The following is a 26,362-nucleotide window of genomic DNA, read 5'->3' as shown; positions in this document are numbered from 1 at the left end:
GGTTACCGACGGTCAGCGGGTGGGTGCGCCCCCGGTATAGGCGGGGACAGACATGTCGTCGCCGCTGGTCTGGGTGTAGCCCAGCCCGTAGCGGGTGGCGTACTGCTTGTAGAGCCTGATCCCCGGTTCGGCGTCGAGGGCCGTCTCGAGCCGCGACGGGTCGCCCAGAGCGGTGATGACGTAGGGCGGGGAATACGTGCGGCCGTGGAGCAGCAGAGTGTTGCCGATACAGCGCGGTGCCGACGTGGCGACGATCCGCTGGTCCTGCATCGAGATCGCCTCGGCACCGCCGGCCCACATCGCATTGAGCACGCTCTGGACGTCCTGCTGGTGCACCACCAGATCGTCCGGCGACGCCCCGGAGGGGTATTTTCCGTCGGCGTCGCGCGACGCGTCGGTGAGCGTCACCGTGACTCCCGGCCCGCGCAGCGCGGTCTGTCCCGCCGGGTCGGCGACGGAGGCGAGTTCGTCGAGCACGAATGCGACGTCGTCGTCGGTCGCGGCGACGCGCGCCTGAACCTGCGCAACCTGCGCCGCGAGGTCGTCACGGGTGTTCGCGAGATCCTCGGTATCGGCCTGCGCGGCCCGCACGAGGTCGGACAGGCGCTGCGAGTCGCCGATGCGGAGTTCGTTGCCGTCGGAGACGCCGCGGGTCGTGCCGATCAGCAACCCGCCGACGAGACACACGGCCAGGGTCGCAGAACCCCAGGCCACCCGGCGCAGCCGCCACTCGGACACCTCACCCCTCCGATCCGGCCTTACGTTAGCGTGAACAGGACAGCGTTAGCGTATACAGCACAGGTAGCTGCCCAACTTACTCCGCTCGTCCGGCACAGGCGGAGTCGCAAGAACGAGGACATGATGCCCAAGTCGAAGGTACGTAAGAAGGACGACAGCGCGACGGCCCGGACGGTGAGCCGCACACCGGTGAAGGTGAAGGCTGCGCCGTCGAGCACCCTCTACGTGTCGGTGATGCTCGGCCTGATGATCATCGGTCTGTTGTGGCTGGTCGTGTATTACCTTGCCGCAGAACAGATCTCCTGGATGAATTCGCTGGGGGCCTACAACTTCCTCATCGGATTCGGGTTCATGGTGGTCGGTCTCGTCATGACGATGAGGTGGCGCTGAAAGCGCGCTCGCTCCTGTGGATTACATCTTTGTTATTCATCCCCACCTGGGGATAACCCTGTGCACAAAGCGATATGAGGGCTGACGTGAGCGCCGACAACCCACCACGGTGGTCGACTCCCCCGGGCGCCGTCGTGGCGCTCGCGGTCGGTGGTGTCGCGCTCGCCGTGGCCGCGGTGACGGCAGTCGACGCCGCCGGTCGCGTTCTAGTCGGATTCGCGGCTCTACTGGTGCTCTTGTTCGCAGCCTCGGCGTGGCGCCAGAGACCCCGGCTCGAGGTCTTGCCCGGATCGTCGGGGCTCGCCGTGACCCGGCTGACCGGACGACGTGAGTACCCGGCCGCAGCGCTGCACCGTGTGCGCCTCGTCGAGTACCCCCGAATGGGCCGCCGGGTGCCGATGCTCGAGATCGACACGATCGACGCCGACGGCTCGGAGAATCTGATGATCTTCGGTCGCTGGGACCTCGGGGCCGACCCCCGCGCGGTGCACGAAGCACTCGGCGCGCGGGGGCTGGCACCCGATCACAAGCCCAGCTGAGCCCGTAGTCGCAGTACCGCGAACACGACCGTCACCAGCACGACGACGGCGACCGCGGCGAGCGCGAACCATCCCGTGCGAACGACGCGCTTGCGATCGGTGCCGGCACGGAACGACTGCGGCCCGTACAGCAGTGCGGCGGTGGCGGCGGCACCGGCCACGAGACCACCGAGATGTCCCCAGAGCGAGATCCCGGGGATCGTGATGCTGATGAACACGTTGAGGGCCACGACCGCCAGTACCGGAGCGGGACTGCGGCGAAGCCTCATCAAGATCACAGCCTGTGCCCCGAGCAGCCCGAAGACCGCGCCGGACGCGCCGGCGGTGACGGCTCCCGTCTGCAACAACATCACCGCTGCGGAGCCGCCGAGGATCGAGATCAGATAGACGGACAGGTAGCGAGCACGCCCGAGAACCAGTTCGGTGTCGCGGCCGATGATCCACAGCGCGAACATGTTGACCGCAAGATGGATCACTCCGAAGTGCAGGAATCCGCTACCCAGAATGCGGATGTACTCGCCGTTGACGGCGATCGCCGGAGGCCACAGTGCCCAGTCGAGGAACAGCGGCGACGACCGCTCGTTGTTCATGACACTGCTGGACTGCGCCGCGGTGAAGAGGAAGACCAGAACGTTCAACGCGATCAGCGTGTACGTCACGATCGGGGTGGCCCTCCCCGAGCGGGCCGGCGCGCCCGCGACGGTCCGGGTCTGAGGGGTGGAGCGAGCTGCCTCGGCCACACAATCCACACAGTGCTGCCCGACCGCAGCCGGACGCAGGCACTCGGGGCAATACGGTCTGCCGCAGCGTGTGCAGGTGAGCAGGGTTGGGCGATCGGGGTGGCGGACGCACCGCGGCTGGGGCTGCCGACCACCGTCCTCGGCCGCAGGACCCCAGCCGGGGTTCGTCATGGCACTTCTCTCAGGAGATGGTGATGCTGTTGATGACGACCTCGTCGACCGGGCGGTCGGCGCGATCGGTGCTGGTGGTGGCGATGGCGTCGACGACCTTCTTCGAGTCGGCGTCGACGACCTCACCGAAGATGGTGTGGCGACGGTTGAGGTGCGGCGTCGGGCCGACGGTGATGAAGAACTGCGAACCGTTGGTGCCCGGGCCGGCGTTCGCCATGGCGAGCAGGTAACCGCGATCGAACTGGAGTTCCGGGTGGAACTCGTCGCCGAACTGGTAGCCCGGGCCGCCACGGCCGGTGCCGGTGGGGTCGCCACCCTGGATCATGAAGCCGTCGATCACGCGGTGGAAGACGGAGCCGTCGTAGAACGGTCCGCTGGACTCGCCCTTGGCGTTCGCGGACTTGTATTCCTTGGTTCCCGTGGCGAGGCCGACGAAGTTCTCCACGGTCTTCGGGGCGTGGTTGCCGAAGAGCGCGATCACGATGTCTCCGCGGTTGGTATGGAGTGTGGCGGTTGCTGTCTGATTCGGTGACGTCATTCCCCTATGGTGCCATTCCTGTCTCGGGCGTCCACTGAGTCCTTCCCCCTACGCCCTTTCCCACGACACCCGGCGACGGACGCCGAACAGAGACGACCTTATGGAAGAGTGGAACCCATGAAGAAGGCGAGCGACTCCCGCACCGGCCACGGTTCCCTCCCCGACCTCGTATATCCCCTCGCCCGATCGGGAAGCCTGAGCGACGCGCTGCACGTTGCCGGCGACGGCGCGGCCACGTTGGCGCAGGGTTCTGCGGCGGCAGGCATCCTGCTCACCCGCCAGGGACTGGAACTGACGAAGAATTTCGTCGACCGCGCGCAGGAGGTCCGGCGGGAGAAGTCCGCGGCGCTCACCCCCGCACCCCGTCGGCGTAAGGCACCGTCGCCGGGCCGTAAAGCCCTGCTCACGACGGGTGCTCTCACCGCGCTGGTACTCGGTGCGGTCGCGCTGTACCGGAGTCGTCGGCCGGCTCACCCGCCTATCGCGCCGGAGCCTCCGCGCGTTCGTCCGGTCGCCACGGACGCGACCGCGAGCACCGCAGACTGAACCCGGTCAGCGCGGGGCGGGAACCCCGGGCACCACAGGCGGCACCGCAGGCTCGGGTCCCATCGTCGGCTCGCTCGGTGCACGGCCGTATTCGCGTTCGGCACTGCGGATCTGATGGTCCACGATGCGGCACGAGACGAAGTACAGCAGCGCGACGAGCGCGAGAAGAATTGGTACGGATGCCAGGAATGCCATGGTCGCCTCCGACTCGATCTCGAGGATCGACGAGGATTGACGGGCGGACGCGTCGACGGTGACTACTCGAGCGTAGGCGCGATCCGCGGGCCGAGCATCTCGAGCAGCCGTCGCAATGCTGTGATCTGATTCACAGATCCAGGGTCTTCACAGGCAATTACCCGCCGGTACCATTCCAGCCATTTCTGTGACGCGCAACACACGAGGGTGGATACTCGCCGGTAGGCAAGCCCTTCTGGAGGCAGAAATGGCAGACACCCGCGTCACCGAACAGCAGGCCCGTGAGGTCGCCGAAGAAGCACGGGAGGCGGACTGGACCAAGCCGTCGTTCGCGAAACACCTCTTCCTCGGCCGCTTCACGCTCGACCTCGTCCATCCGTTCCCCCGCCCCACCCCCGACGAAGACGCACGCACCGAAGAGTTTCTGACGTCGCTGCGGAATCTGTGCCGGGACATGAGCGGCCCCGTGATCGAACGCGACGCCCGCATCCCCGACGACTACATCCGGGGCCTCGCCGAACTCGGCTGCTTCGGCATGAAGATTCCCGAGGAGTACGGCGGCCTGGGACTGTCGCAGGTCGCCTACAACCGGGCGCTGATGCTCGTCGCCTGCGTACACCCGAGCTTGGGAGCGTTGCTCTCGGCACACCAGTCCATCGGTGTGCCCGAACCGCTGAAACTCGCAGGCACCCCCGCGCAGAAGAAGCGGTTCCTTCCGCGATGCGCTCGTGGTGCGATCTCGGCTTTCCTGCTCACCGAACCGGACGTCGGATCCGACCCCGCACGACTCGCCACGAGTGCGGTTCCGGTGGAGGACGGCAAAGCGTACGAACTCGACGGCGTGAAACTGTGGACGACGAACGGTGTCATCGCCGAACTGCTTGTGGTCATGGCGCGGGTCCCGAAGAGCGAAGGGCATCGCGGCGGCATCTCGGCGTTCGTCGTCGAAGCCGATTCGCCGGGCATCACGGTCGAACACCGCAACTCCTTCATGGGCCTACGAGGCATCGAGAACGGCCTGACGCGCATGAACAAGGTGCGCGTGCCCGCTGAGAACCTCGTCGGACGTGAAGGTGACGGCCTCAAGATCGCCCTGACGACACTCAACGCCGGCCGGCTCGCCATACCGGCGATGTGCGCCGGCGCCGGCAAGTGGGCACTCAAGATCGCTCGCGAGTGGTCGGGGGTCCGGGTGCAGTGGGGCAAGGCCCTCGGCGAACACGAGGCGGTGGCCGCCAAGATCTCGTTCATCGCCGCAACCACCTACGCCCTCGAGTCGGTGGTGGAACTCTCCGGGCAGATGAACGACGAAGAGCGCAACGACATCCGGATCGAAGCGGCGCTCGCGAAGTTGTGGGCCAGTGAGATGGGCTGCGCCATCGCGGACGAGCTGATCCAGATCCGTGGGGGCCGCGGTTACGAGACAGCCGAGTCGCTCGCCGCGCGCGGCGAGCGGGCCGTGGCCGCAGAACAGATGTCGCGCGATCTGCGCATCAATCGCATCTTCGAGGGCTCGAGCGAGATCATGCGGCTACTGGTGGCCCGAGAAGCCGTCGACACGCACCTTCGTGCCGCCGGCGACCTCATCGATCCCAAGGCATCTCTCGAGACCAAGGCGCGCGCCGCGGCGAAGGCAGGTGGCTTCTACGCCAAGTGGTTGCCCTCGCTGGTGGCCGGCAAGGGCCGTCTTCCCGGAACGTTCACCGAATTCGGCGTTCTCGCAACCCATCTCCGGTTCGTCGAACGGAGCTCGCGCAAACTCGCCAGGTCGACGTTCTACGGCATGGCCCGGTGGCAAGGTGGTCTCGAGAAGCGGCAGAACTTCCTCGGCCGCATCGTCGACATCGGTGCGGAACTGTTCGCGATGTCCGCCTGTTGCGTGCGCGCCGAACGCCAACGCGCAGACGGGCACCCGGGCGCGGACGCCGCGTACGAACTCGCCGATGCGTTCTGCCACCAGTCGCGGCTGCGGGTCGAGGCGCTGTTCGACGCCTTGTGGAGCAACACCGACGATCCCGATCGGAAGCTCACCCGCGGTGTTCTCGACGGTCGCTACAGCTGGCTCGAGAACGGCATCCTGGATGCGAGCGAAGGAACGGGGCCGTGGATCGCGGAATGGACTCCGGGTCCGTCCACAGAGGAGAACGTCGCTCGCCGGATCACGGATACCCGCCACGTCGTGTAGGCGCCGACGGGAAACCACAACGGCCCGCGCTCAAGACGAGCGCGGGCCGTTGCCGTAAGAGGGTCGGTCAGAATGCGCCGCAGTTGGAAGGCGCGGGGGCGTCACGCAGACGCGCATCGAGATACTGGACCGCGACCGGCAGGCCCGAGAACAGCGGCACCGCATGGTTGATCACGAATCCCGGCAGGATCGGTGGCGTCGGATCGGCGTGGAACTGCACGGTCGCACCCTTCTCGCACCAATCCAGTGCGAGCTGACGGCCCTGACCGTACGGGACGGTGTCGTCCTGCGTGCCGTGCTGGAGAAGCACCGGAATCTGCGGGGTCATACGGCCGATCCGCTGTTCGTCGATAGCCTTCTGGACCTGCGGAAGCCGGCCGACCACCACGTCGAGTGGTTCACCGGTACGTGTGAAGTCTGCGGTGCGCTGGAATGCGAGGGTGGCGACGGTTTCCGGGACGCACTGGTTCGCGACCGAGGCGAGCATCGCGCGGCCGCGATCGTTGATCTCGGCGTCCACCTCGGGGCCGATCTCCGGGTAGGCCTCGACCAGTCCGTTGATCGTGTAGCCCACGGCGCCGGTGAGGAGCGTTCCGTCGATCTGCTTCAGGGTCGCCAGCAGGTCTGCCGGAGGAGCGCCGACGTACGCGCCCTTCAGGTTCAGTTCCGGGGCGTAGCTGGGTGCGAGTTCGGCTGCGGCACCGCTGGCGCCACCGCCCTGCGAGTATCCGTACAACCCGACGGGGCTGTCCGGCGTGACACTCGTTCCCGGCAGGTTCAGCGCCGCGCGAACCGAATCGAGCACCGCGTGCGCCTCGGCGGCGCGGTTGACGTACGTGTGGTGACCGGGGGTGCCGAGTCCGTCGTAGTCGGTCACGACGACCGCAATGCCCTGCAGCAGAAACGCATTGATCGACAACAACTCGTACTCGGTGAACAGGTCGAGCGGCGGGTTGTACTGCACGAGCGTTCCGAGATTGCGCGACGGGGCGCACTGGTCGCCCTGACCGTGGGTACCGACCGCCACCGCGACGAGCGGGCGCGGGCCGTCACCGTTCCACGCGACCGTCGGTTCGAGATAGGTACCGCCCACAGCGTTCGGGGCGCCCTTGGCGTTGTTCGACCGGTACAACATGCGAGTCCCCTGTGCGGGGAAGACTCCGTCGCCCGTCGGGACCCGGATCGCCAGATCGGAAGGTTCGCTGCGGAGAACGTCTCCGGGATTCCCGGCAGGCTCCAGCGCGGGGGGCGTGTAGAAGTCGCCCTCGGCGTGCGCGGTTGCCGGCACCGCCAGTAGTCCTCCGATGAGGGCCGCCGACGTCAACGCCGCTGCAGCCCATTTCCGGGTCATGCCCATCCCCATATTTCCTCCACCGCATCCCGGACCTAGGCGTGCCTTCGGTCACATGGTACGGACTGTAACACGTACATTACCGAGCGGTAAGATGCTGCCCTCGCAGTGGAGCCGACGCGAACAGGCCGGATGTGCGCCCCGAGAAGCCGGTCGCGGGTCCTGATACGCCCACTCGACCGGAGGACTCTTGCGCGACACCTGCTGCGTGGTATGTCCTGAACCACGATGATCATGGTCGCGGCGCGGCACAACCACACGGGGTGATCCCGGTAGCAAGATGTACCCGGATCGGCAGACGAGGGGAGAGTCATGGCAATCGGGGTGGGGCTCCGAATCGGCAGGATCGTGTCCACCGCGGTGGTCGCGTCCAACGAACCCGGCACTCCCGACCCGGTCGTCATCGCGCGAGACACCGTTCTTCACATCGGACGGGACGAGTCGACCTTCCTCGGCGGGTCCGCCCGGGCCGACGACGAAATCCGCACGCTCACCGGTTTCCTTTCCCGCGTCGGCGACCCGGCCGGCGTCTCGGCGAGCGACGGCCGTGTGTACCGCGCGGAAGATGCGATGGCTACGGCGATCCACTGTCTGCTCACGGAATGTCATCCGCTGCCGACATTCGGTGGCATGGACAAGGACAGCGACCCCGGATACACCGCGACCTACCCCTCGCACTGGGACCCCGCGACCGTCGCCACCCTGCGCGCGGCACTCGATTTCGCCGATCTCCGGCACGTCGACCTCGTCTCGGACGCCCAGGCGGCTGCCACCTGGTATGCCTCGGAGATCTCGGAGACGCCGGGCCAGCTCGTCGGGGTCTATCATGTCGACGACGTGGGTTCGACTGTGACACTTGTACGTTCGGGTGTGCCCGTAGGGAAGGCGTTCCGGGTTCCCGTCAAGAATTCACCGTCACCGGCGGCGCAGCTCGCCTCCGCACTCGGATCGTTCGGGTGGTTGTCCGACAACCTCGACGCGGTCGTCGTGATGGGTGACGGACTCGTCGCCCGCGACCGGTCGCACATTCAGGAAATCGCCAACAGCCTGGCCACGAAGCTGATGGTGCGCAGTCTCGTCGGACCGGGACCGGAACAGACCGCCGCCCTCGGCGCGGCGATCCTCGCGGCTGGGTTCACTCCGGCGCGCGAAACGAAGAAGACCCGGATCGGTCTGCCCCCTTCGTACGACGAAACCGACGTGCTCACCGGCGGCATCGCACGCCTGAAAGCACTCGACGAGCCGTACGAGACGAAGAAGTCCCCCGCCGCCGTGGTGACCACAGTCGACGCCCACCTCGACTCCGACGTTCCGGACGACGAGCCGTTCGAGGCCGCGGAGGGCAGACCGGACACGATGCGGATCGCTGTCGCCGTGCTGGTGACAGTGCTCCTGCTGGTCGTCGCGGTCGCGTTCCTGCTCTGAACCCGAGCAGTTCTAGGCTCCGTCTCCCCCGTCACCGATCGACGCCAGCTCCGCTGCGTCCTCCGCCCCGAACTTCTCCTCGAGAGATTCGGGTGAGTAGTCGAGGTCGATCTCCTCCACGGGACGACCCCGGGCCGATTCGATGGCACCGAGGCGCCGTTCCGCCCGGTCGGCGGCGTAGGAAACGAATTCGTCGGGATCCAGCCCGTACGGCTGTTCGTCGAATTGATCGTTGACCCAGCCGATCATGCCGAGAGCCATCGGAAGCAACTCGTTCATACGTTGCTGCACCACAGCCCAATTGGAGTCGTCTGCCGCGACGTGCCGACGGCACGTGAACGTACCCCAGGCCATGTGCCTGCGCTCGTCGTCGCCGATCCGCCGGACCAACTCCTGCATTCCGGGAAGTATGCCGCGCGTCGTGCACACTTTCTGCCAGGCGTAGTAGCCGGTGAGCGCGAGACTTCCCTCGATCACGTGGTTGTAGGTGACACTCGCGCGCACCTGGTTGGCCGGCGACGGATCGGACTCGAGCAGTCGCAGCGAGTTCGGCAGCTCGTCGTAGAAGAGCTGCCGGTAGAACGGATTGTCGGCGACATAGGGGTGGAGGTCGGAGGTGAGCCCCACCGAGTCCATCCACAGCCGGAACACCTGAAGGTGCTTGGCCTCCTCGAAGCAGAATTGCGTCAGATACATCTCGTCGCCGATCCGCCCCTCGGCTTCCATGGCGCGCATGAACGGCTGGATGTCCTGGGTGACGGCTTCTTCACCCGCGACGAACTGGGCGACGAGATAGGTCGAGCTGCGACGCTGCTCGGAGTTGAGCGCCTCCCAGTCGGCCGCGTCGCGCGAGAAATCGAGGTCCGCAGGGTCCCAGAATTTCGCGTTGCCCTTCGCGAAGAGCCGGAGCGGGAAGGCGTCCCAGTTGAGACCGCCTTCCCGCAGCGACGCGAACCCGAGACGTGTCTGTGTGCTTCCGGTCACACCCCGAGGGTAACCCCGCCCGGGGCGTCCCGGAAGCATTCGTCACCGGCACGTCCGGCGCGAGTTCACCGGCCCAGGAGCGTGTCGCCCGGATAGCCCTCCGGACCGAAGCCGGGGGGAACGACGAACACCGCGGACCCGATCGGCGTGATCCACTGATTGAGGGCATCGTGCTCGGCGAGCCGTTGCTGTACGGGAACGAACTGACGGTCCACGTCGGCCTGGTACGCCGCGAACAACAGCCCTGCGCCATCGTCGTCGTAGTTGTACCCCCGACGCAGAAACTGCTCGTCGGCGGTCCGCGGACGCGCCCTGGCGACATGCGACTCCGGCGGGATGACCGGGATTCCGTACCTGTCCGTGGCCTCGAAATCCGCGTCGTCGCGCTCCTCGGTGCCCGTGAGCGGGGCCCCGTTGGACAGAGTCCGGCCGACGGTGAGTTCGCGCGCGGGCCGGTCGAGTTCGTCCCACGTGTCGAGTTCCATCCGGATCCGGCGGAACACAAGTGAGGTTCCGCCGCGGAGCCACTCCGGGTCGCCCTGGTTCCACACCTGCCGGTCGAAATCCGGACCGCCGGGTGCCGGATTGACGGTGCCGTCGACCTGACCCATCAGATTTCTCATGGTCATCCCGTCCGGTCTGGCACCCACGGCATGCCGGAATCCCCGCTGAACCCAGCGCACCGTCGCCAGCGATCGCACGTTCTTCGTCAACGTGCGGGTCGCATGGGACACCACCACGGGATCGTCGGCACAGACCTGCAGCACCAGGTCACCGCCCGACCACCGGTCTTCGAGACGGTCCACAGCGAACGCCGGCAGGGGACGCAACCAGGACGGCCGACGGTCGGGCAGACCTGCGACATCGAACGCCGCAGGCCCGAAACCGACGGTGATCGTGAGGCGAGCCGGGTCCACCGCCAGTTCGGGCTCGGTGTCGCCCAGCGCGGGCCGTCCGGCGGCGAGACGCCGGATGTCCTCGGCCCACACCTTCATGATTCCGGTCAGCCCGTCGCGATCGAGCCCGTCCGCCAGGTCGAGCGCGACGAACGACGCGAACGCCTGCGGCGGTGTCTCGATACCGGCCTGGTGAGCGCCGTGGGGATCGACGGTCGCCGAACCCATCCGCTCCGGTGTTCGAGAGGCGACCGCTGCGCCGCCACCGGCCGCCGCGAGTCCGGCGGCGCCTACGGCCACCAGACCGCCGCCGAGCAGACGGCGGCGGCTCAGATCAGCCACCGTGGCCCGACCCCTCGGTGGCCGGTTCGTACTCTTCCTGCGCTCCCGCGAAGTCGCGGACCTGGGCGGTGAAGTCCTTCGTCGAACCGTCCTCGAACTCCAGGGTGAACGTCACGTCGCTGCCCGGCGTGATCGGCTCGAGGATGTCCATGAGCATCAGGTGGTCACCGCCGGGAGCGAGCGTGTGGGTGCTTTCGGCACCGACGACGAGGCCGTCGGCCATTTCGCGCATCACCATCGCGCTTCCCTCGGCCGGAGCCATCTCGTGCAGTTCGGCACGGTCCGCGCTCGGGCTCGACACGGCGACGATGTGCAGGTCGCTGCCGCCGGTGTTCTCGAGTTCGGCGAATGCTCCCGTCATGCCTTCGTCGGCCGCCTTGACCCATGCGTCGGACACGACGAGAGCGTCCGCCGAGGTGGTCGCGCTGTCGCCGGAACCGCACGCGGTGAGGAAGGAGGCCGCAGTTACTGCTGCAGCGAGGATCAAGGTGGTGCCACGGAATTTCGTCATGGTTACTCCAGTGAGGGGTGAGCGCGCACGCGCGCGCCGATCGCCGGCAGAAGCGGCGATTTCGTGAGGGAGAAGTGTGAAGTGTCAGACCGTGACGAGCGGTGGACCGCGCGGGGTGGGCCCCGCGGTCGCGAGTTGGGGACGCAGAACCGGGGGCCGGTACGTGACAGGCATCGTTGCGGCCGGGCGCACCTGGGTAGATCGCCATCCACGCGGGACGAGACGGCCCAGGGCGCTCAGCGCGAGCGCGCAGCCTCGTTCGGCACCGTGCACGAGTGCCGCCGCGATCCCGATCGCCAGCGCGTGTGCCGCGAGCATGCTCGGTTCCGGAACATGGAGATGGCTGCCTGCGACGCCGTCGCCGAGCGAGAGCGCCAAGTGCCCGAGAACCTGCCCACCTGCGAGAAGAACGACGACAGGCAGCCGGGTCCCGCCCGCAGCGATCCCGACCACGACGACCACGGCGAGGAGGAACGTGATCGCATTCTCGCCCGGGTATCCGCCACCGGCGATTGCGTGGGCCGCGATACTCACCGCGGCGGAGGTGCCACCGGCGAAGCCACCGCGCAGCCGCGCAAGCAGTCTCGGGTCGTGTGGCACAGGGTGCATGGTACGCCGAATACTACCGACTGTCGTATATGCCATTGGTCCTGATACGTCGCGGTACCGTGCGATGTGCCCACAATCACCGGCGGGCATCGCTCCGATTCGGCACCGATCGACCAACAACCAGTGGGGACGCGGCAGAAGGTGGGCAGGAACGCGGAGAGGGCGCTCCCCGATTCCCGGGAAACGCCCTCTACCTACATATTTTGTTGTGGAGCCTAGGAGATTCGAACTCCTGACATCTGCCTTGCAAAGGCAGCGCTCTACCAACTGAGCTAAGGCCCCGTACGTCGATTACCGACTGGGTACCTCGTGCCATTCGTCCTCACTGCGCAACATGCGAGCGATTCCGACGACCGCCAGAAATCCAGCTCCCAAAGCGACGAGAACCTTCATTTTCTGGCTGCCTTTCCGGCACGGGGAGTGGGCCTAGGAGGACTTGAACCTCCGACCTCTTCGTTATCAGCGAAGCGCTCTAACCGCCTGAGCTATAGGCCCTCGAACCGGATGGAACACTACCCCACCGACGCCGAATGATTCAAATCGCCTCGGCGGGGCAGCATTCATGCAGGTCAGTCCGGGTCTGCGAGCGTTACCTGAACACCGCCGACGAGATCGGTGCACAGGTTGTAGATGAAGGCTCCGAGCGTCGCGAGGGCGGTCATCAGGACCATATTGGCGAGCCCGATCACGGTCGCGTAGCCGAACACCTGCCCGACCGTCACCAGTCCGTCGCTGCCCGCATCGCTCACGATGTCGGTGAACGCGCTGTTGAGCCGATCCCACACGCCCATGCCTGCGAGCACGGCGTACAGCAGGCCGACCGCGATCATCCAGACGAAGAACAGAGAGACGGAAATCACGGAGGAAATCTTCAGCATCGACCACGGGTCGATACGCCGCAATTGCACCGTCGCGCGCAGTGCGTCACCCGTCGCGACTCCGGCCACAGCGGGGGCGATGGCCGTCGGGCCCACCTTCGGAGTCTCCCCCGTCGCAGGTCCCGCAGGCGTCGGATGCTTGACCGCGGAGAGATCGGGCAGATCCTTCGCGAGATCCTTCCGCTCGATGTGTCGCGTCGGACCGTCGATGACTGCGGCTTTCGCCTTCGCAGCAGCACGATCGTTGCCGCCGTGGTCGGTCGTCCGAGGAGCCGAACCGGACGTGGCCGCGTTCATCGACGCCGCAGCCGTGCCGGTAACGACCGGACGAGTCGGCGGCGCCGGATTCTGCGCTGCGGCGGGCTTGCCGGAGGACGGCTGAGCACCCGTCGACGGGCGAGAACCGGAAGTTCCCTGCCCCGCCGGTCCCGTCTTGCCGAGACCCGGGCCGACCCCGGGCAGATTGGTCTGCGGGGTCTTCTGGGGCGACGAACCGCCCTGCTGCGCATTCCCCTGCGGACCACGCTGCCACGGCGGTGTCTGGCCACCCGGCCGGGCCGTCTGGTTTGCCGGCCGCCCCGGGCGCGACTGGTCGGTGCCCTGCGACGACTGCGCTTTGGCGGCCGACGGTGCCGCACCGTTGTTCACCGCCGGGGTCTCGGGCTGCGGCGACGCCGGCGCCTGACGACCATGCTCCTCTGCCTGCCCCTGCGGCGCAGTCCGCGCCGGCTTGTCAGCCGGGGCGGGCTTCTGGGCGCCGGCCGACGGCTCTTCGGCGGCGGATGCCTGCTTCGGAGGTGCTGCTTTCGCAGCATCTTCCAGCGGCTTCGACGAAGCGTTCGGCGCAGCCTCACCAGCTTTCTGAGGAGGCCCGGCAGGTTTCTCCGGCGCCGCGTTCTGCGGGGCCCGATCCTGCTGCGGCGACCGATCCTGCGGTGCGCGGTCCTTCGAGGACGCCCCCTGCGGAGCCGACCCCTGTGAAGGAGCCGCGCCGGACGAACCGGACGGCACCTCCTGCCCATTGCGATCCTCGGGGCGCGGGCCAGGTTTCCCCTGGCCGTTTCCGTTGGGTCCCTGGGGAGTGCTCACTTACGACTCCTTAGCTCCGGATACGTCTGCGTCGTCCAGCTCGTCGGCATTGCGCGCGATCGCCAACAACGTGTCGCCTTCGGCGAGGTTCATCAGGCGCACCCCCTTGGTCTGCCGCCCGGCCTTGCGGACCTGCTTGGCCACAGTACGGATAACGCCACCGTTCGAGGTGATCGCATACAGCTCGTCATCGTCCTCGACGATCCGAGCTCCGACCAGGGTGCCACGCCGACGGTCGTACTGGATGGTCAAAACGCCCTTGCCGCCGCGGCCCTGGACCGGGTAATCCTCCATCGGCGTCCGCTTCGCGTAACCACCGGAGGTCGCGACCAGCAGGTAGGTGCCTTCCTTGACCACGTTGAGCGACAGCAGGCTGTCGTCGCCGTTGAACCGCATACCCTGCACGCCGGACGTTGCACGTCCCATCGGGCGCAGTGCTTCGTCGGTCGCGGAGAATCGGATGGACTGGCCCAGCTTCGACACGAGGAGCAGGTCGTCGTCGGCGGAGCACAGGACTGCTCCCACCATCTCGTCGTCACCGCGCAGGTTGATGGCCACGATGCCGCCGCTGCGGTTGGAGTCGAAGTCCGACAGGCGCGACTTCTTCACCAGACCGTTGCGCGTCGCGAGCACCAGGTACGGCGCGTCCTCGTAGCTCTGCAGACGGATGACGCCCTGGATCCGCTCGTCCGGCTGGAAGGCCAGCAGGTTCGCGACGTGCTGACCACGAGCGGTGCGGTTGGCTTCGGGCAGCTCGTAGGCCTTCGCCCGGTAGACACGGCCCTTCGTCGTGAAGAACAAGAGCCAGTCGTGGGTGGAGGTCACGAAGAAATGCTTGACGATGTCGTCCTGCTTGAGCTCGGCACCCTTGACGCCCTTGCCGCCGCGCTTCTGCGACCGGTACAGGTCGGTGCGGGTGCGCTTGGCGTACCCCGTCTCGGTGATCGTGACGACCACGTCTTCGCGAGCGATCAGATCTTCGTCCGTCACGTCGCCGTCGGCCGCCACGATGCGGGTCCGGCGGTCGTCGCCGTACTTTTCGGTGATCTCCTCGAGCTCTTCACGGACGATGGCGCGCTGCCGTTCCGGCTTCTCGAGAATGTCCTTGTAGTCCTCGATCTCCCGCTCGATTTCGGCGAGATCGTCGATGATCTTCTGCCGTTCCAGAGCAGCGAGGCGGCGCAGCTGCATGGCGAGGATCGCGTCGGCCTGAATCTCGTCGACCTGGAGCAGATCGATGAGGCCACCACGAGCGATGTCGACAGTCTGCGACCGGCGGATCAGCGCGATCACATCGTCGAGCGCGTCGAGCGCCTTGACGAGACCGCGCAGGATGTGGGCGCGTTCCTCGGCCTTGCGGAGCAGGTAGCGCGTACGCCGGACGATGACCTCGACCTGGTGCACGACGTACAGCCGGATCATCTGATCCAGGCGCAGCGTGCGCGGCACCCCGTCCACGATCGACAGCATGTTGCAGCCGAAGCTCGTCTGAAGCTGGGTGTGCTTGTACAGGTTGTTGAGGACGACCTTTGCGACCGCATCACGACGGACGGTCACGACGATCCGCATACCGACACGATCCGACGACTCGTCGTGGATGTCGGAGATACCGGCGATCTTGCCGTCGCGGACCTGCTCGGCGATCGACGTGATGAGATTGTCCGGGTTGACCATGTAGGGCAACTCGGTGATCACGATGGTGGTGCGACCCTTGGGATCGTCTTCGATCTCCACGACACCGCGCATCTTCACCGAGCCACGACCCGTGGTGTACGCGTCGTGAATGCCCTGCGATCCGGTGATCAAGCCCGCCGTCGGGAAGTCGGGACCCTTGATCCGGTCCATCACCGCGGCGAGGGTCGTTTCCTCGTCGGCTTCGTAATTGTCGAGCGCCCAGTAGATCGCGTCTGCGACCTCACGAAGATTGTGCGGCGGGATGTTGGTTGCCATGCCGACCGCGATGCCACCCGAACCGTTGATCAACAGGTTGGGGATACGGCTGGGGAGAACCGTCGGTTCCTGTGTCCGGCCGTCGTAGTTGGGCTGGAAGTCGACCGTGTCGTGGTCGATGTCCCGCAGCATTTCCATCGCGAGAGGCGTGAGCCGGCACTCCGTGTATCGCATGGCGGCCGCGCCGTCGTTGCCGCGCGAACCGAAGTTGCCCTGCCCGTCGACGAGCGGGTACCGCAGCGCCCACGGCTGCGCCAGGCGAACCAGGGTGTCGTAGATGGACGAGTCGCCGTGCGGGTGGTAATTGCCCATCGTCTCGGCCACGGCGCGCGCCGACTTCACATAGCCGCGATCCGGCCGGAAACCGTTGTCGAACATGGCGTACAGCACGCGACGGTGGACGGGCTTGAGTCCGTCACGCACGTCGGGCAGAGCACGCCCCACGATCACGCTCATCGCGTAATCGATGTAGCTGTTCTGCATCTCCAGCTGGATGTCGACGGGCTCGATGCGGTCGTGCCCCGGCCCCTCCGGAGGCAACGTGGTGTCGGTCATGAGCTCCTTCTTCTACTCGGCTCGAACGTGCGTCCACGGTCTTCCGTCCGACGAACGTCTCGCAACCACCCGAGTCTATAGGTGCAGGTCACCCCACGCCGCGAAGGACAGGCACTTTCCCCAGGCGCCTGCCTCGGGGAGAGGGAGATCACACTTCGAAGCGCCGGGCCGGGGCGCGTCATGTGCGGATCGCCGCGTCGGTCGGGGGGTCGAGAAGCTCGTCTTGCCGGTACTCGTCGCTCTCGGGCGCGAGCACCAATGCGGTGATCGGTGCAGCGAGCACGATGATTCCGAGGATGAAGGCCGGGAACAGAAGCGACAGCACCGCGATGCCGCGAGGGTCGGGCGCTCCGGGATCGATGACCACATGGATACCGGCCATACCGGTGTAGTGGAGACCGACGACCGCGGCGGCCATGACGAACGCCGACAGCAGGCGCACGACGAACCGTTCCGCTGCCCGCGCGAGGGCGAGCGCGACGGTCGAGCCCACCAGTCCGATGACGGCCGATACGACGACTAATTCGAGTTTGTGGTGGATGGTGCCCTGCACCCTGACCGCACTCATCCCGATGTAGTGCATGAGGCACACCGCCAGGCCGACGATCGTCCCGCCGATTCCCGGGCGAACCCCCCGTGGCAGGCGCGCGAGCACCGTGGAGTGCGCGGTGACGAACCAGATGCCGAACATGGTCGTCGCCACCGCGACCAGCACCGAGAGCGCCGTCGGGACGAGTTGGTACCGGATGACGGTGCCCGGCACCGAGAACCCCATCATTCCGATGAAGTGCATGAGCCAGATGCCCACGCCGCCGATGGAGAGGGAAGCCATCAGCAACCACCAGTTTCCCCCGCTACGACCCGTCTCCTCTCGCGTCCGGCGCATACAGGCCAGCCCGGTGTAGGACCCGGCCACCGCCGTCGCATAGGCCAGCAGGAAAACCCACGGCCCCATGGAGAAGAGTTGCACGCCGAAGTTATCGGCTCGGCGACCGGAACGCTTCCGCGTTCCACTCGTCTACTTCACGCTCGAGCTTTGCCGCGACGCGGTCCGGAGCGAGTAACACCGCGACGATAGGAACGACAAGCAGCACAAGGCCGGCGACGAACAACGGGAACAGAATCGAGAACACCTCGATGCCCGCCGGCGCCGGTGTCGTCGCGTCGGGAGTCACCTGGATGGATGCTGCGGCGAGGAAGTGCACGCCCATCACCGCAGCACCGGCCAGCGCGCCGCCGATGACCCTCTTCGGCCACGTGTCCGCTCGCTGCACCTGCCACATGAAACCCGCGGCGGTCACGAACGCGAACAGAACGGCGCCCACGACGAAGAGTGTGTCGAACGAAACTTCGCCCTGCGTCCTGACCGACCACATGATCGCGAAGGGGACGGCCGCGACCCCGGCACCGAGGACGAGAGCGGCCGGCCCCGGTTTCGCGGAGCCACCGTCGGACGGCGTCGCGATCACCAACGCCACGAACGCTGTCACCAGCGCGAGCAGCATCGAGAAGATGATCGTGACGAGGTCGTACCTGACCACGCTGCCCTGGATCGCGAAACCGGCCATGGGCAGGAACTGAGCCAGCCACACGCCGACTCCACCGATGACCAGACATGCCACCGCCAGCCAGAAATTGCGGGCGCGGTCCGTCAGCGAGGTACGCACCTTCCTGACACTGGTGACCCCGACGAACACCCCGATCGCCGAGGTGAGGTACGCCAGCATGATCACCCATGGACCCATGGTGAACAGCTGGAGGCCCTCGACCACTAGGGGGCCACCGGCTGATGAAGCTTCCGCAGCGCGTATTCGGTGACGGTCACCAATGCCTGCTTCGCCGATTCACGGGAACGCGCGTCGATCGACACGATCGGGACCTCGGGCGAGATCGCCATTGCCTGGCGGATGTCCTCGAGCGGGTAGCGCGGCGAGTCGTCGAACTCGTTGATCGCGACGATGAACGGAAGATTCCGAGCCTCGAAGAAGTCGACCGCCGCGAAACTCTCGTCGAGCCGACGCGTGTCGATCAGCACGATGGCACCGATCGCGCCTCGGATGAGGTCGTCCCACATGAACCAGAATCGGTGCTGGCCCGGAGTACCGAAAAGGTACAGCACGAGGTCCTCGGCCAGACTGATACGGCCGAAGTCCATCGCCACCGTCGTCGTCGCCTTCTGTGGCGTCGCGGTGAGATTGTCGACCCCGTCGCTGGCGTTCGTCACGAGCGCTTCGGTACGGAGGGGGACGATTTCGGACACCGCCCCGACCAGCGTGGTCTTTCCGACACCGAAGCCACCCGCGATCACGATCTTGGTCGAGGTCACGCGCTTGGTGGCGCTAGAGTTCGCGAAGTCCACTGAGGACCCTTTCAATCAGCTCACGACGCTCCGCGTCGCTCGAATCGTCTTTCAGCGTGGCCAGGATCTGTACGTGTCCGGCTTCGACAAGATCGGCAACCAGGACGCGTGCCACTCCCAGCGGCACGCCCACCCTCGCCGCGATCTCGGCAACCGAGGGCGATTCCTTGCACAATTCCAAGATCGTGGCGTTGATGTTGTCCAGGTCACGGGCTCGAGGGTCCGTGCCCGGGATCGCCTGGATCAATGCTTCCAACGCCAGTTCGACCGCAGGACTGGTACGTCCCGAAGTCAGCGAGTAAGGCCGTACCAGGCTGGGCTGATCCGGCACCGACTCAGGCTTGCGCGATTCCATGGCCACCTCGACGTCAGGACCCCTGGCCGACCCGCGGAGTTGCCTCGACCGAGGCACCCACCCGGTCCACCAAGAGCGCCATCTCGTAGCCGACCTGTCCGATATCGCATTCCGACGCGGTCAGCGCCGCGAGATGCGAACCGTCACCGACACTCATCAGCAGCAGGTAACCGTGCTGCATCTCGACGACCGACTGGAGGACTCCCCCACCGTCGAACAGCTGCGAGACACCGTTGGAAAGGCTCGCGAGCCCGGAGGTGACGGCAGCGAGCTGCTCGGCGCGGTCGACCGGAAGGTGCGCGCTGGCAGCCATCAGCAGGCCGTCGGCGGATACGAGTACGGCATGCGAGACACCTGGAACTTCGCGCGCAAAGTTGGAAACCAACCAGTCCAGTGGACGGGCCACGTCGGATCCATGATCAATGTTCATCGAACTCCCTGTTCATTGTTCTCGCGATTGCTGGTATACGCCGAGGTGCGACCGTTACGGACGCCCTGCTGGTGGCGACTCAGGTTCGCCCGAATGGCTTCCGGGTCCCGGCGTCGGATCGTCTTGGGCAGCTCCCCGGTGGCGGGAGCCCTCACCGCGCCCGGCACGAGGCGGTGACCCGGCTCGCGCCTCGGAAGGCCGGCCGTGGTGTGTTCTTCCACCGATACTTCTGCTGCTCGCTGCGCTGCTTCCCAACCCGCGTCGGCGGCCGAGCGCCATTCCTTCTTCCTGCGGTCCTCCGGAAGACTGGTCGGATCGACGAGCCAATCCGACATCATGTTGGAGAAGATCGGCGTGTGCGGTGCGGGTTGCGGCCGCAGCCCACCCGCGTCCTGCCGGGGCTGGAAGAACGACGCTGTCTTCGCCGAGTTGGTCCGGTAGCGATGACGAGCAGCGTTCTGTGCGTCGCTCTGCGGCGAGACCGATCCACCGTCGGCAATACTCGCCGACGGGATGGAGGTCGGACCCGACAGTACAGCGGCCGAAGGCTCCGGCGCGCTCTCGGGCCGCGGCGGCAGGCCGGGGGTCGCTCCGGGCCGGCGGCGCGGAAGCCCCGCGGGCGCTGCACCTTCCGGACGGGGTGCAGACCCGCCGGCCACACCCGGTGTGGTTCCGGGACGACGCTGCGGAAGCCCGTTCGGAGCATCCTGTTGCGGCTGCTGGGACGGACGGAGATTCTGCGGCGGCTGCGCCTGAGAATGCTGGGCCTGAGAATGCTGCCCCTGCGAGTGCTGGGGAGCGCGCTGCTGACCCGGCTGCGGTGATGGGGCTTGTTGCGGTGACGGGGCTTGCGGAGATGCACCGCGTCCCTGCAATCCGGGCGTCGCACCGGGCTGGCGCTGCGGCAAGCCCGACTGGCGGCTTCCCGACTGTCCGTCCGAAGGCTGGTCCTGCGAGGCAGGGGCCGAACGGGTGGGCAGACCGGGTGTGCTTCCCGGCCGTCGCTGCGGAAGATTCGACAATCCCTGTTCGCGAACAGGTTCCGGCTGCCGCTGTGCAGACGGCTCGGCCGCGGAATGACTACCGGTGCGCTCGGCCGGGCGGTCGTCGCGCGACGCTTGCCGATCGCGGTCGTCCTGCTGGGGCCGCTCTTGACGGAATTCTTGCTCGGCCTGAGCTTCCCGCTCCTGTCGACGAGCATGCTCGTCCTGCCACACCCGGTCCTGTGCCGGCCGGTTCTGGCCGTGCTGACCACGCGGGGGAAGCGCGGAGACGAATGCGGCTGCAGCGTCGGGCTGAATCCTGCGCGGCGCCTGCTGCGGCTGCGGAAGTCCGGACGTAGCTCCGGGCTGACGAGTCGGCAGACCGGGAGTCGCCCCCGGCTGACGAGTCGGCAGACCGGGAGTCGCCCCTGGCTGACGAGTCGGCAGACCGGGAGTCGCTGCACCCGGCTGACGGGTCGGCAGACCCGATGCCGCCGCACCGGGGTCGCGGGCGGGTACACCCGGAGTCGAACCCGGCTGACGCGGGGGAAGTCCCGGCGCCGCACCCGGCTGGCGAGTCGGCAGACCCGAGCGGTTGCCCGGGCCGCGCTGGGGCTGGCCCGGAATACCGGACTCACGAAGCGCCGACAACTCGTGCGCGCCGGTCGTCTCACGCGGAGCGGATTCACGCGATCCCGGCGGGAAGCCCGGGCGGCCCGAATCTCGCTGACGTTCCTCGTCGCGGGGTGCGGCGGGAGCTGCCGGATCTCGGCGGATCTGACCCGAGTCCTGGCCGTCGCCGGATCGTTCGTCTTGTCCGTAGTAGGACCGGTCGTACGCTTCGATCCGAATCGGCTGCGACTTCGGAGCGAAGTCGTCGCGATCGGGCCGGTCGTACGCATCGGCACGGATCGGCTGCGATTGCGGAGCGGACTGCGGTTGGGGCTGGGGCCGTGGCTCGGGTCGGGCCTGCGGCACCGGACGCGGCTTCGGCTGCGGCGCTTCGTATTCCTTCTCACGAGCAGGCGACGGCAGCTGAGGAGTCTCCTGCGAGGGCTGCGAGGCGGGAGCGGGAAGTGCCTCGGGCTGCGAGTCGGGCTCCGCATCGATGACGCGCGGCTGCGGACCCGTCTGGGACAGCGCGAGCGGCGAAACGAGAAGCACGTCCGGGATGTGAACGCTCGCAGTGATGCCGGGGTTACGCGCGGTGTCGAAGGTCGGGCGGAGCCTGACGGTGAGACCGTGACGCTCGGCCAGTCGCGACACCACGTACAGACCCATGTGGCGGGCGGTGTCGGGCCCGACTGCGCCACCACTGATCAGGCGCTGGTTGATGATCTCGAGTTCTTCGACCGGAATACCGATACCCCGATCGGCGATCTCGACGAGAAGGCCACCGTCGACGGCACGCGCGAAGCTGAACGTGACGGTGCTGTCGGGCGGAGACGCCCGCAGCGAGTTGTCCACCAGTTCGGCGAGCAGGTGCACGATGTCGGTCGCCACCGCACCGCTCAACGCGCCGTCGGGGGTGGAACCGATCTGGACTCGCTGGTAGTCCTCGACCTCGGACATCGCGGCACGCAGGATGTCACCCAGTTGCACGGGTGTCGATTGGCCGCGGCGAATACGCGTACCGGAGAGGATCAGCAGGTTGTCGCCGTTGCGGCGCATACGGGCGGCGAGATGGTCGAGCCGGAAAAGGCTTTCGAGTCGGCTCGGATCCTTCTCCTCGTACTCGAGACGTTCGATGAGCCCGAGCTGCTGTTCGACGAGCGACTTGCTGCGACGCGCGAGCGTCTCGAACATGTCGTTGATCTGGAGACGGAGGTGGGCCTGTTCACCTGCGAGACGGAGTGCCTGACCGTGCATGTCGTCGACCGCACGGGCGAGCTGTCCGATTTCCTCGGTGGTGTGGACGGGGACCCGCGTGAATTCGATGTCTTCGATGCTGTCGCCGACCTTGATGCGGTCGATGGCCTCCGGCAGTTCCTGGCGGGCGACCTTGAGGGTTCCGTACCGGAGCCGGCGGATCGGTCCGACGAGCGACCGCGAGACGAGCAGGGCCAGGATGAGGGCGGCGAGCAGAGCGGCGAGCACGATTGCGGTGTCGCGCAAGGCCGCTGCACGGGTTTCCGCGGCACGATCCTGGATCGTGGTGGTGATCTGCTGGGCAGCGGAGTCGATGATGCCGCCGTAGACATCGACGCTGTGCAGCAAGGACGCGCGGACGTTGAGGATCGGGAGCGGGCCTTCGCCGGCCGCCGCGACCATGTCGGTGCGTTCCTTGACGCCGGCGCGCAGGTCTGCGATCTGGGCGTCTGCCATCGGGTACGAGCGCGAAAGCAGATCGAGCATTGCAAGCTCGCCGCCGGAGGCGGTCACGAGCGAGGTGTCTGGCTTCTCGGGGTTCGCGAGAATGTCGAGGACACCGAGAACCTGGCCGAAGAGATAGCGCTGGGAGTACCAGGCATTGACGAGTTGGTTGCCGTAGTCGAGGATCTCGCGGTCGTCGACGCCGTCGAGGACCGCTTCCACGATCCGGTTGAGGTTGTCTCGAACCTCACTGGTGACGGTGGCGATCTCGGCGATCGAGACCGGCCCGGCCTTCATCTTGGTGTAGAGCGCCTCCGCACTGGCGATCGTGCGGTCGAGGTCCGAGACGAGCGCTTCGTCGAACTCGGGGCTGGCAGCGATCGTCTTCATCGTGATGAAAGTTTCGCCGAGGTGATCCATCTCCTCGGGCGTGATCGTGCCTGCCGCCACGTTGCCTGTGGCTGTCGCGAACGCGGTAGAGAAGTCGACGATGTCGGGCACGACCGCGACCTGATCCGCGGCGGAGGAGAAGTGCACAGCGTTGGTGAGTTCGTTCTCGACGCGAAGACCACCCAGGACCATCGCCACGGTCACGGGGACAGCGAGCACGGCGGTGACCTTCGTGCGAAGACCCCACCCCTCGATGTTCCACCACCGCTGGCGGGGCGGCGACTTGTCACTCATGGATTAACAGCTCTCCTTCCACCCCGTTCGCGCCAGGCGACGAGCGCCAACCGGCGCACCGCTCGAACTGAGTGCGTTTTCGATCGATGCATCGAACGAGACGTTCCTGGGTGAGGGCACCATAGCGGTACATACAGGAAATACGGAAGGCGATCTCTCACATCCTCCTGCAAAATGCACCGGACCCCCTGTACGGCAGCCACACTTGCCGGTGGCCCAATGGACTGTACTAGCGGGTAGCCGCCAAGTGTGACCAGCGTGTCATTGTCACGTGTCACAACATCGGGACCCCTAATGTGATGTCTCTCACAAAAGGGGTCCCGATGTGGCCGGCTTTTACTCAGCGAGCAACGAGCATCCCCGCGTCAGACGTCGAGGAACCGCACGTCTTTCGCGTTGCGGGTGATGAAGCTTCTACGTGCCTCCACGTCCTCGCCCATGAGGATGCTGAACAGTTCGTCGGCAGCAGCAGCGTCGTCGAGAGTGACCTGACGGAGGATCCGCACGGACGGGTCCATCGTGGTCTCCCACAGTTCCTTGGCGTTCATCTCACCGAGGCCCTTGTACCGCTGGATGCCGTCGTCCTTGTTGATCTTCTTACCGGACTCGAGACCGGCCTTGAGGAGGACGTCTCGCTCACGATCGGAATACGCGAACTCGGGCTCGCTCCGCTGCCACTTCAGCTTGTAGAGCGGCGGCTGAGCGAGGTAGACGTGACCTTCCTCGACGAGAGGCCGCATGAACCGGAACAGCAGCGTGAGAAGCAGTGTCGCGATGTGCTGACCGTCGACGTCGGCGTCGGCCATCAACACGATCTTGTGATAGCGCAGTTTCGCGATGTCGAACTCTTCGTGGATGCCTGTGCCGAACGCCGTGATGATCGACTGGACTTCCGCGTTCTTGAGCACGCGGTCGATGCGGGCCTTCTCGACGTTGATGATCTTGCCGCGCAGCGGCAGAATCGCCTGGTACATCGAGTCGCGGCCCGACTTCGCGGAGCCACCGGCGGAGTCGCCCTCCACGATGTAGATCTCGCACTTGCTCGGGTCCTTGGAACGGCAGTCGGCGAGCTTGCCGGGCAGGCCACCGATATCCGTGGCGCTCTTGCGCCGCACCAGTTCTCGCGCCTTGCGGGCAGCCAGACGAGCATGCGCCGACGAAACAGCCTTGGTCACAATGGTCTTCGCGTCGGCCGGGTTCGCCTCGAACCAGTGCGAAATGTGCTCGTTGCACGCCTTCTGCACGAACGACTTGACCTCGGTGTTGCCGAGCTTCGTCTTGGTCTGGCCTTCGAACTGAGGCTCGGCGACCTTGACGGAGATAATTGCCGCAAGGCCCTCGCGGATGTCGTCACCCGTGAGGTTGGGGTCCTTCTCCTTGAGAAGCTTCTTGTCTTTCGCGTACTTGTTCACCACGGTGGTCAGGGCCGCACGGAACCCTTCCTCGTGCGTACCGCCCTCGTGGGTGTTGATGGTGTTGGCGAAGGTGTGGACGGACTCGGAGTAACCCGAGTTCCACTGCATTGCAACCTCGAGTTCGTGGCCCGTGCCCTTGGCCGTGAAACCCACCACCGAGTTGTGGATCGGCGACTTCGTGCGATTGAGGTGGCGCACATAGTCTTCGAGACCACCGGGGTAGTGGTAGACGCGGGTCTTGACCTTGTGGACCTGGGGCTTCTGGGCCTCGAGTTCCTGATCCTCGGCGGTCTTGGGCGCGTCTGCCGTCTCGAGGACGACTTCGTCTGTGACTTCTTCGGGAAGGACGCGCTCGTCGGTGAGCGTGATGGTCAGTCCCTTGTTCAGGAACGCCATCTCCTGCAGACGCCGCGCGACCGTCTCGAAGTTGAAGGTGGTGGTCTCGAAGATGTCCGGGTCCGGCCAGAACCGGACGGTGGTTCCGGTCCTCGTCGTCGGCTCGCCCTGGATCAGCTCGCCGGGCTTGGAGTGCGTGTACGTCTGCTCCCAGTGGTAACCGTCGCAGTCGATCTCGACCTCGAGGGTGGTCGACAGCGCATTCACCACGGAGATGCCGACGCCGTGCAGACCGCCGGAGACGGCGTACGCATCGGAGTCGAACTTGCCGCCGGCGTGCAGCTGAGTGAGCACGACCTCGACGGTCGGCGCACCCGACGCGTGCATCCCGACGGGGATGCCACGGCCGTCGTCGATGACCTGGACGCCGCCGTCCGCGAGAAGGGTGACCTCGACCTTCGTCGCGTACCCGGCCATCGCCTCGTCGACCGAGTTGTCGACGACTTCCCAGATCAGGTGGTGCAGACCACGCTCTCCGGTAGAGCCGATATACATGCCTGGGCGCTTGCGTACCGCCTCGAGTCCTTCGAGGACGGTGATGGACGACGCACCGTAGTTGTTCTTGCTCTTGTTCGCCTTCTGGGCAGCCACGGGGGGGTAGCTCTCCTTCTCCGCCTCGGCCACGCACAACGCGCGCGGCATTCTTCATCCATCCTACGTGGCCGACACCCATATGCCCGGGGCGACACAGAATGCGGTTGTAACCCCGCTGACATGCCCGCAGCGGGCCGCGCGCGCATCGACACAAGTAATTTCGTGCGCCGGTTCAGTCCGGCGCTCTTAGCGGGCGCGGGC

Annotated in this window: 23 protein-coding genes and 2 tRNA genes; 5 read left to right on the top strand and 20 right to left on the bottom strand. The window is 66.4% G+C overall.

All coding sequences use genetic code 11. From position 1 onward, the window contains the following. Positions 1 to 12 precede the first annotated feature (12 nt). Positions 13 to 738, bottom strand: coding sequence for a DUF881 domain-containing protein (locus tag RDCOP1_RS13090; RefSeq protein WP_072701163.1), 726 nt, complete (start codon positions 736 to 738; stop codon positions 13 to 15). A 123-nt stretch (positions 739 to 861) separates the two neighbouring features. Between RDCOP1_RS13090 and crgA the strand changes: the two genes are divergently transcribed. Both crgA and RDCOP1_RS13080 read left to right on the top strand, forming a co-directional pair. Next, positions 862 to 1,128 (top strand): cell division protein CrgA, encoded by a 267-nt coding sequence (gene crgA, locus RDCOP1_RS13085; protein WP_072701480.1) that lies wholly within the window; start codon positions 862 to 864, stop codon positions 1,126 to 1,128. An 86-nt stretch (positions 1,129 to 1,214) separates the two neighbouring features. Beyond that, positions 1,215 to 1,667 (top strand): PH domain-containing protein, encoded by a 453-nt coding sequence (locus tag RDCOP1_RS13080; protein ID WP_111731611.1) that lies wholly within the window; start codon positions 1,215 to 1,217, stop codon positions 1,665 to 1,667. Here the strand turns inward: RDCOP1_RS13080 and RDCOP1_RS13075 are convergent. Together RDCOP1_RS13075 and RDCOP1_RS13070 are read right to left on the bottom strand one after the other, a co-directional pair. After that, positions 1,652 to 2,578, bottom strand: coding sequence for a rhomboid family intramembrane serine protease (locus tag RDCOP1_RS13075; protein ID WP_072701159.1), 927 nt, complete (start codon positions 2,576 to 2,578; stop codon positions 1,652 to 1,654). The two genes, RDCOP1_RS13080 and RDCOP1_RS13075, sit on opposite strands and share 16 nt — an antisense overlap. Positions 2,579 to 2,588: 10 nt before the next feature. After that, positions 2,589 to 3,116: a peptidylprolyl isomerase gene (locus RDCOP1_RS13070; RefSeq protein WP_072701157.1), complete on the bottom strand. Its 528-nt coding sequence runs from the start codon at positions 3,114 to 3,116 to the stop codon at positions 2,589 to 2,591. 117 nt (positions 3,117 to 3,233) lie between these two features. Here RDCOP1_RS13070 and RDCOP1_RS13065 point away from each other — a divergent pair, with 117 nt between their 5' ends. Further along, complete coding sequence (locus tag RDCOP1_RS13065; RefSeq protein ID WP_111731612.1) at positions 3,234 to 3,662, top strand: hypothetical protein; 429 nt, start codon at positions 3,234 to 3,236, stop codon at positions 3,660 to 3,662. Positions 3,663 to 3,668: 6 nt separating this feature from the next. Here the strand turns inward: RDCOP1_RS13065 and RDCOP1_RS13060 are convergent, their stop codons facing one another. Further along, positions 3,669 to 3,857 carry a hypothetical protein gene (locus RDCOP1_RS13060; protein ID WP_072701153.1) on the bottom strand — a complete coding sequence of 63 codons (189 nt, stop codon included), beginning with the start codon at positions 3,855 to 3,857 and terminating at the stop codon, positions 3,669 to 3,671. Positions 3,858 to 4,104: 247 nt separating this feature from the next. Between RDCOP1_RS13060 and RDCOP1_RS13055 the strand changes: the two genes are divergently transcribed. Next, a complete protein-coding gene (locus tag RDCOP1_RS13055; protein ID WP_072701151.1) occupies positions 4,105 to 6,042 on the top strand; it encodes an acyl-CoA dehydrogenase family protein in 1,938 nt (645 codons plus the stop codon). A gap of 67 nt (positions 6,043 to 6,109) precedes the next feature. Here RDCOP1_RS13055 and RDCOP1_RS13050 read toward each other — a convergent pair whose 3' ends face one another. Beyond that, positions 6,110 to 7,399, bottom strand: a complete 1,290-nt coding sequence (locus RDCOP1_RS13050; RefSeq protein ID WP_072701149.1) for a lipase family protein — start codon at positions 7,397 to 7,399, stop codon at positions 6,110 to 6,112. Positions 7,400 to 7,705: 306 nt separating this feature from the next. Here RDCOP1_RS13050 and RDCOP1_RS13045 point away from each other — a divergent pair, with 306 nt between their 5' ends. Then, positions 7,706 to 8,818: a DUF7159 family protein gene (locus RDCOP1_RS13045; protein ID WP_231922862.1), complete on the top strand. Its 1,113-nt coding sequence runs from the start codon at positions 7,706 to 7,708 to the stop codon at positions 8,816 to 8,818. 12 nt (positions 8,819 to 8,830) lie between these two features. On the opposite strand, the gene RDCOP1_RS13040 is transcribed toward RDCOP1_RS13045, so the two are convergent. The 15 genes from RDCOP1_RS13040 to gyrB all read right to left on the bottom strand — a co-directional run bounded on the left by RDCOP1_RS13040 (position 8,831) and on the right by gyrB (position 26,158). Further along, positions 8,831 to 9,841, bottom strand: a complete 1,011-nt coding sequence (locus tag RDCOP1_RS13040; RefSeq protein ID WP_174555810.1) for a R2-like ligand-binding oxidase — start codon at positions 9,839 to 9,841, stop codon at positions 8,831 to 8,833. 26 nt (positions 9,842 to 9,867) lie between these two features. Then, entirely contained in the window at positions 9,868 to 11,040 is a 1,173-nt protein-coding gene (locus RDCOP1_RS13035) for a Dyp-type peroxidase (protein WP_072701145.1), read from the bottom strand. Further along, positions 11,033 to 11,551 (bottom strand): copper chaperone PCu(A)C, encoded by a 519-nt coding sequence (locus tag RDCOP1_RS13030; RefSeq protein ID WP_072701143.1) that lies wholly within the window; start codon positions 11,549 to 11,551, stop codon positions 11,033 to 11,035. The genes RDCOP1_RS13035 and RDCOP1_RS13030 overlap by 8 nt, the downstream gene beginning before the upstream one ends. 84 nt (positions 11,552 to 11,635) lie before the next feature. Continuing rightward, positions 11,636 to 12,151, bottom strand: coding sequence for a hypothetical protein (locus RDCOP1_RS13025; protein WP_231922863.1), 516 nt, complete (start codon positions 12,149 to 12,151; stop codon positions 11,636 to 11,638). Positions 12,152 to 12,369: 218 nt separating this feature from the next. After that, positions 12,370 to 12,442 (bottom strand) — tRNA-Ala (locus RDCOP1_RS13020). 139 nt (positions 12,443 to 12,581) lie between these two features. Continuing rightward, positions 12,582 to 12,655 (bottom strand) — tRNA-Ile (locus tag RDCOP1_RS13015). A gap of 74 nt (positions 12,656 to 12,729) precedes the next feature. Then, on the bottom strand, positions 12,730 to 14,127 hold the full coding sequence (locus RDCOP1_RS13010) for a DUF3566 domain-containing protein (protein ID WP_072701141.1): 1,398 nt from the start codon (positions 14,125 to 14,127) through the stop codon (positions 12,730 to 12,732). Continuing rightward, a complete protein-coding gene (gene gyrA / locus RDCOP1_RS13005) occupies positions 14,128 to 16,632 on the bottom strand; it encodes a DNA gyrase subunit A (RefSeq protein ID WP_072701139.1) in 2,505 nt (834 codons plus the stop codon). A 178-nt stretch (positions 16,633 to 16,810) separates the two neighbouring features. Further along, on the bottom strand, positions 16,811 to 17,602 hold the full coding sequence (locus RDCOP1_RS13000) for an MHYT domain-containing protein (protein ID WP_231922864.1): 792 nt from the start codon (positions 17,600 to 17,602) through the stop codon (positions 16,811 to 16,813). A gap of 7 nt (positions 17,603 to 17,609) precedes the next feature. Continuing rightward, positions 17,610 to 18,404 carry an MHYT domain-containing protein gene (locus tag RDCOP1_RS12995; RefSeq protein ID WP_072701136.1) on the bottom strand — a complete coding sequence of 265 codons (795 nt, stop codon included), beginning with the start codon at positions 18,402 to 18,404 and terminating at the stop codon, positions 17,610 to 17,612. Continuing rightward, positions 18,404 to 18,958: a GTP-binding protein gene (locus tag RDCOP1_RS12990; protein WP_072701134.1), complete on the bottom strand. Its 555-nt coding sequence runs from the start codon at positions 18,956 to 18,958 to the stop codon at positions 18,404 to 18,406. The genes RDCOP1_RS12995 and RDCOP1_RS12990 overlap by 1 nt, the downstream gene beginning before the upstream one ends. A 13-nt stretch (positions 18,959 to 18,971) precedes the next feature. After that, positions 18,972 to 19,346: a DUF742 domain-containing protein gene (locus tag RDCOP1_RS12985; protein WP_072701132.1), complete on the bottom strand. Its 375-nt coding sequence runs from the start codon at positions 19,344 to 19,346 to the stop codon at positions 18,972 to 18,974. 13 nt (positions 19,347 to 19,359) lie between these two features. Further along, a complete protein-coding gene (locus RDCOP1_RS12980) occupies positions 19,360 to 19,776 on the bottom strand; it encodes a roadblock/LC7 domain-containing protein (protein ID WP_072701130.1) in 417 nt (138 codons plus the stop codon). Next, positions 19,773 to 23,756: an ATP-binding protein gene (locus RDCOP1_RS21910; RefSeq protein ID WP_072701128.1), complete on the bottom strand. Its 3,984-nt coding sequence runs from the start codon at positions 23,754 to 23,756 to the stop codon at positions 19,773 to 19,775. The genes RDCOP1_RS12980 and RDCOP1_RS21910 overlap by 4 nt, the downstream gene beginning before the upstream one ends. A 365-nt stretch (positions 23,757 to 24,121) precedes the next feature. Then, positions 24,122 to 26,158: a DNA topoisomerase (ATP-hydrolyzing) subunit B gene (gyrB, locus tag RDCOP1_RS12970; RefSeq protein ID WP_072701474.1), complete on the bottom strand. Its 2,037-nt coding sequence runs from the start codon at positions 26,156 to 26,158 to the stop codon at positions 24,122 to 24,124. Between the last annotated feature and the right edge of the window lie 204 nt (positions 26,159 to 26,362).

The sequence above is a fragment of the Rhodococcus coprophilus NBRC 100603 genome, assembly GCF_001895045.1.
In the GTDB taxonomy this organism is placed as follows: Bacteria; Actinomycetota; Actinomycetes; order Mycobacteriales; family Mycobacteriaceae; genus Rhodococcus; species Rhodococcus coprophilus.
Note: the sequence above shows the minus strand (reverse complement) of the source record. Positions and strands in the feature narration are given on the sequence as shown.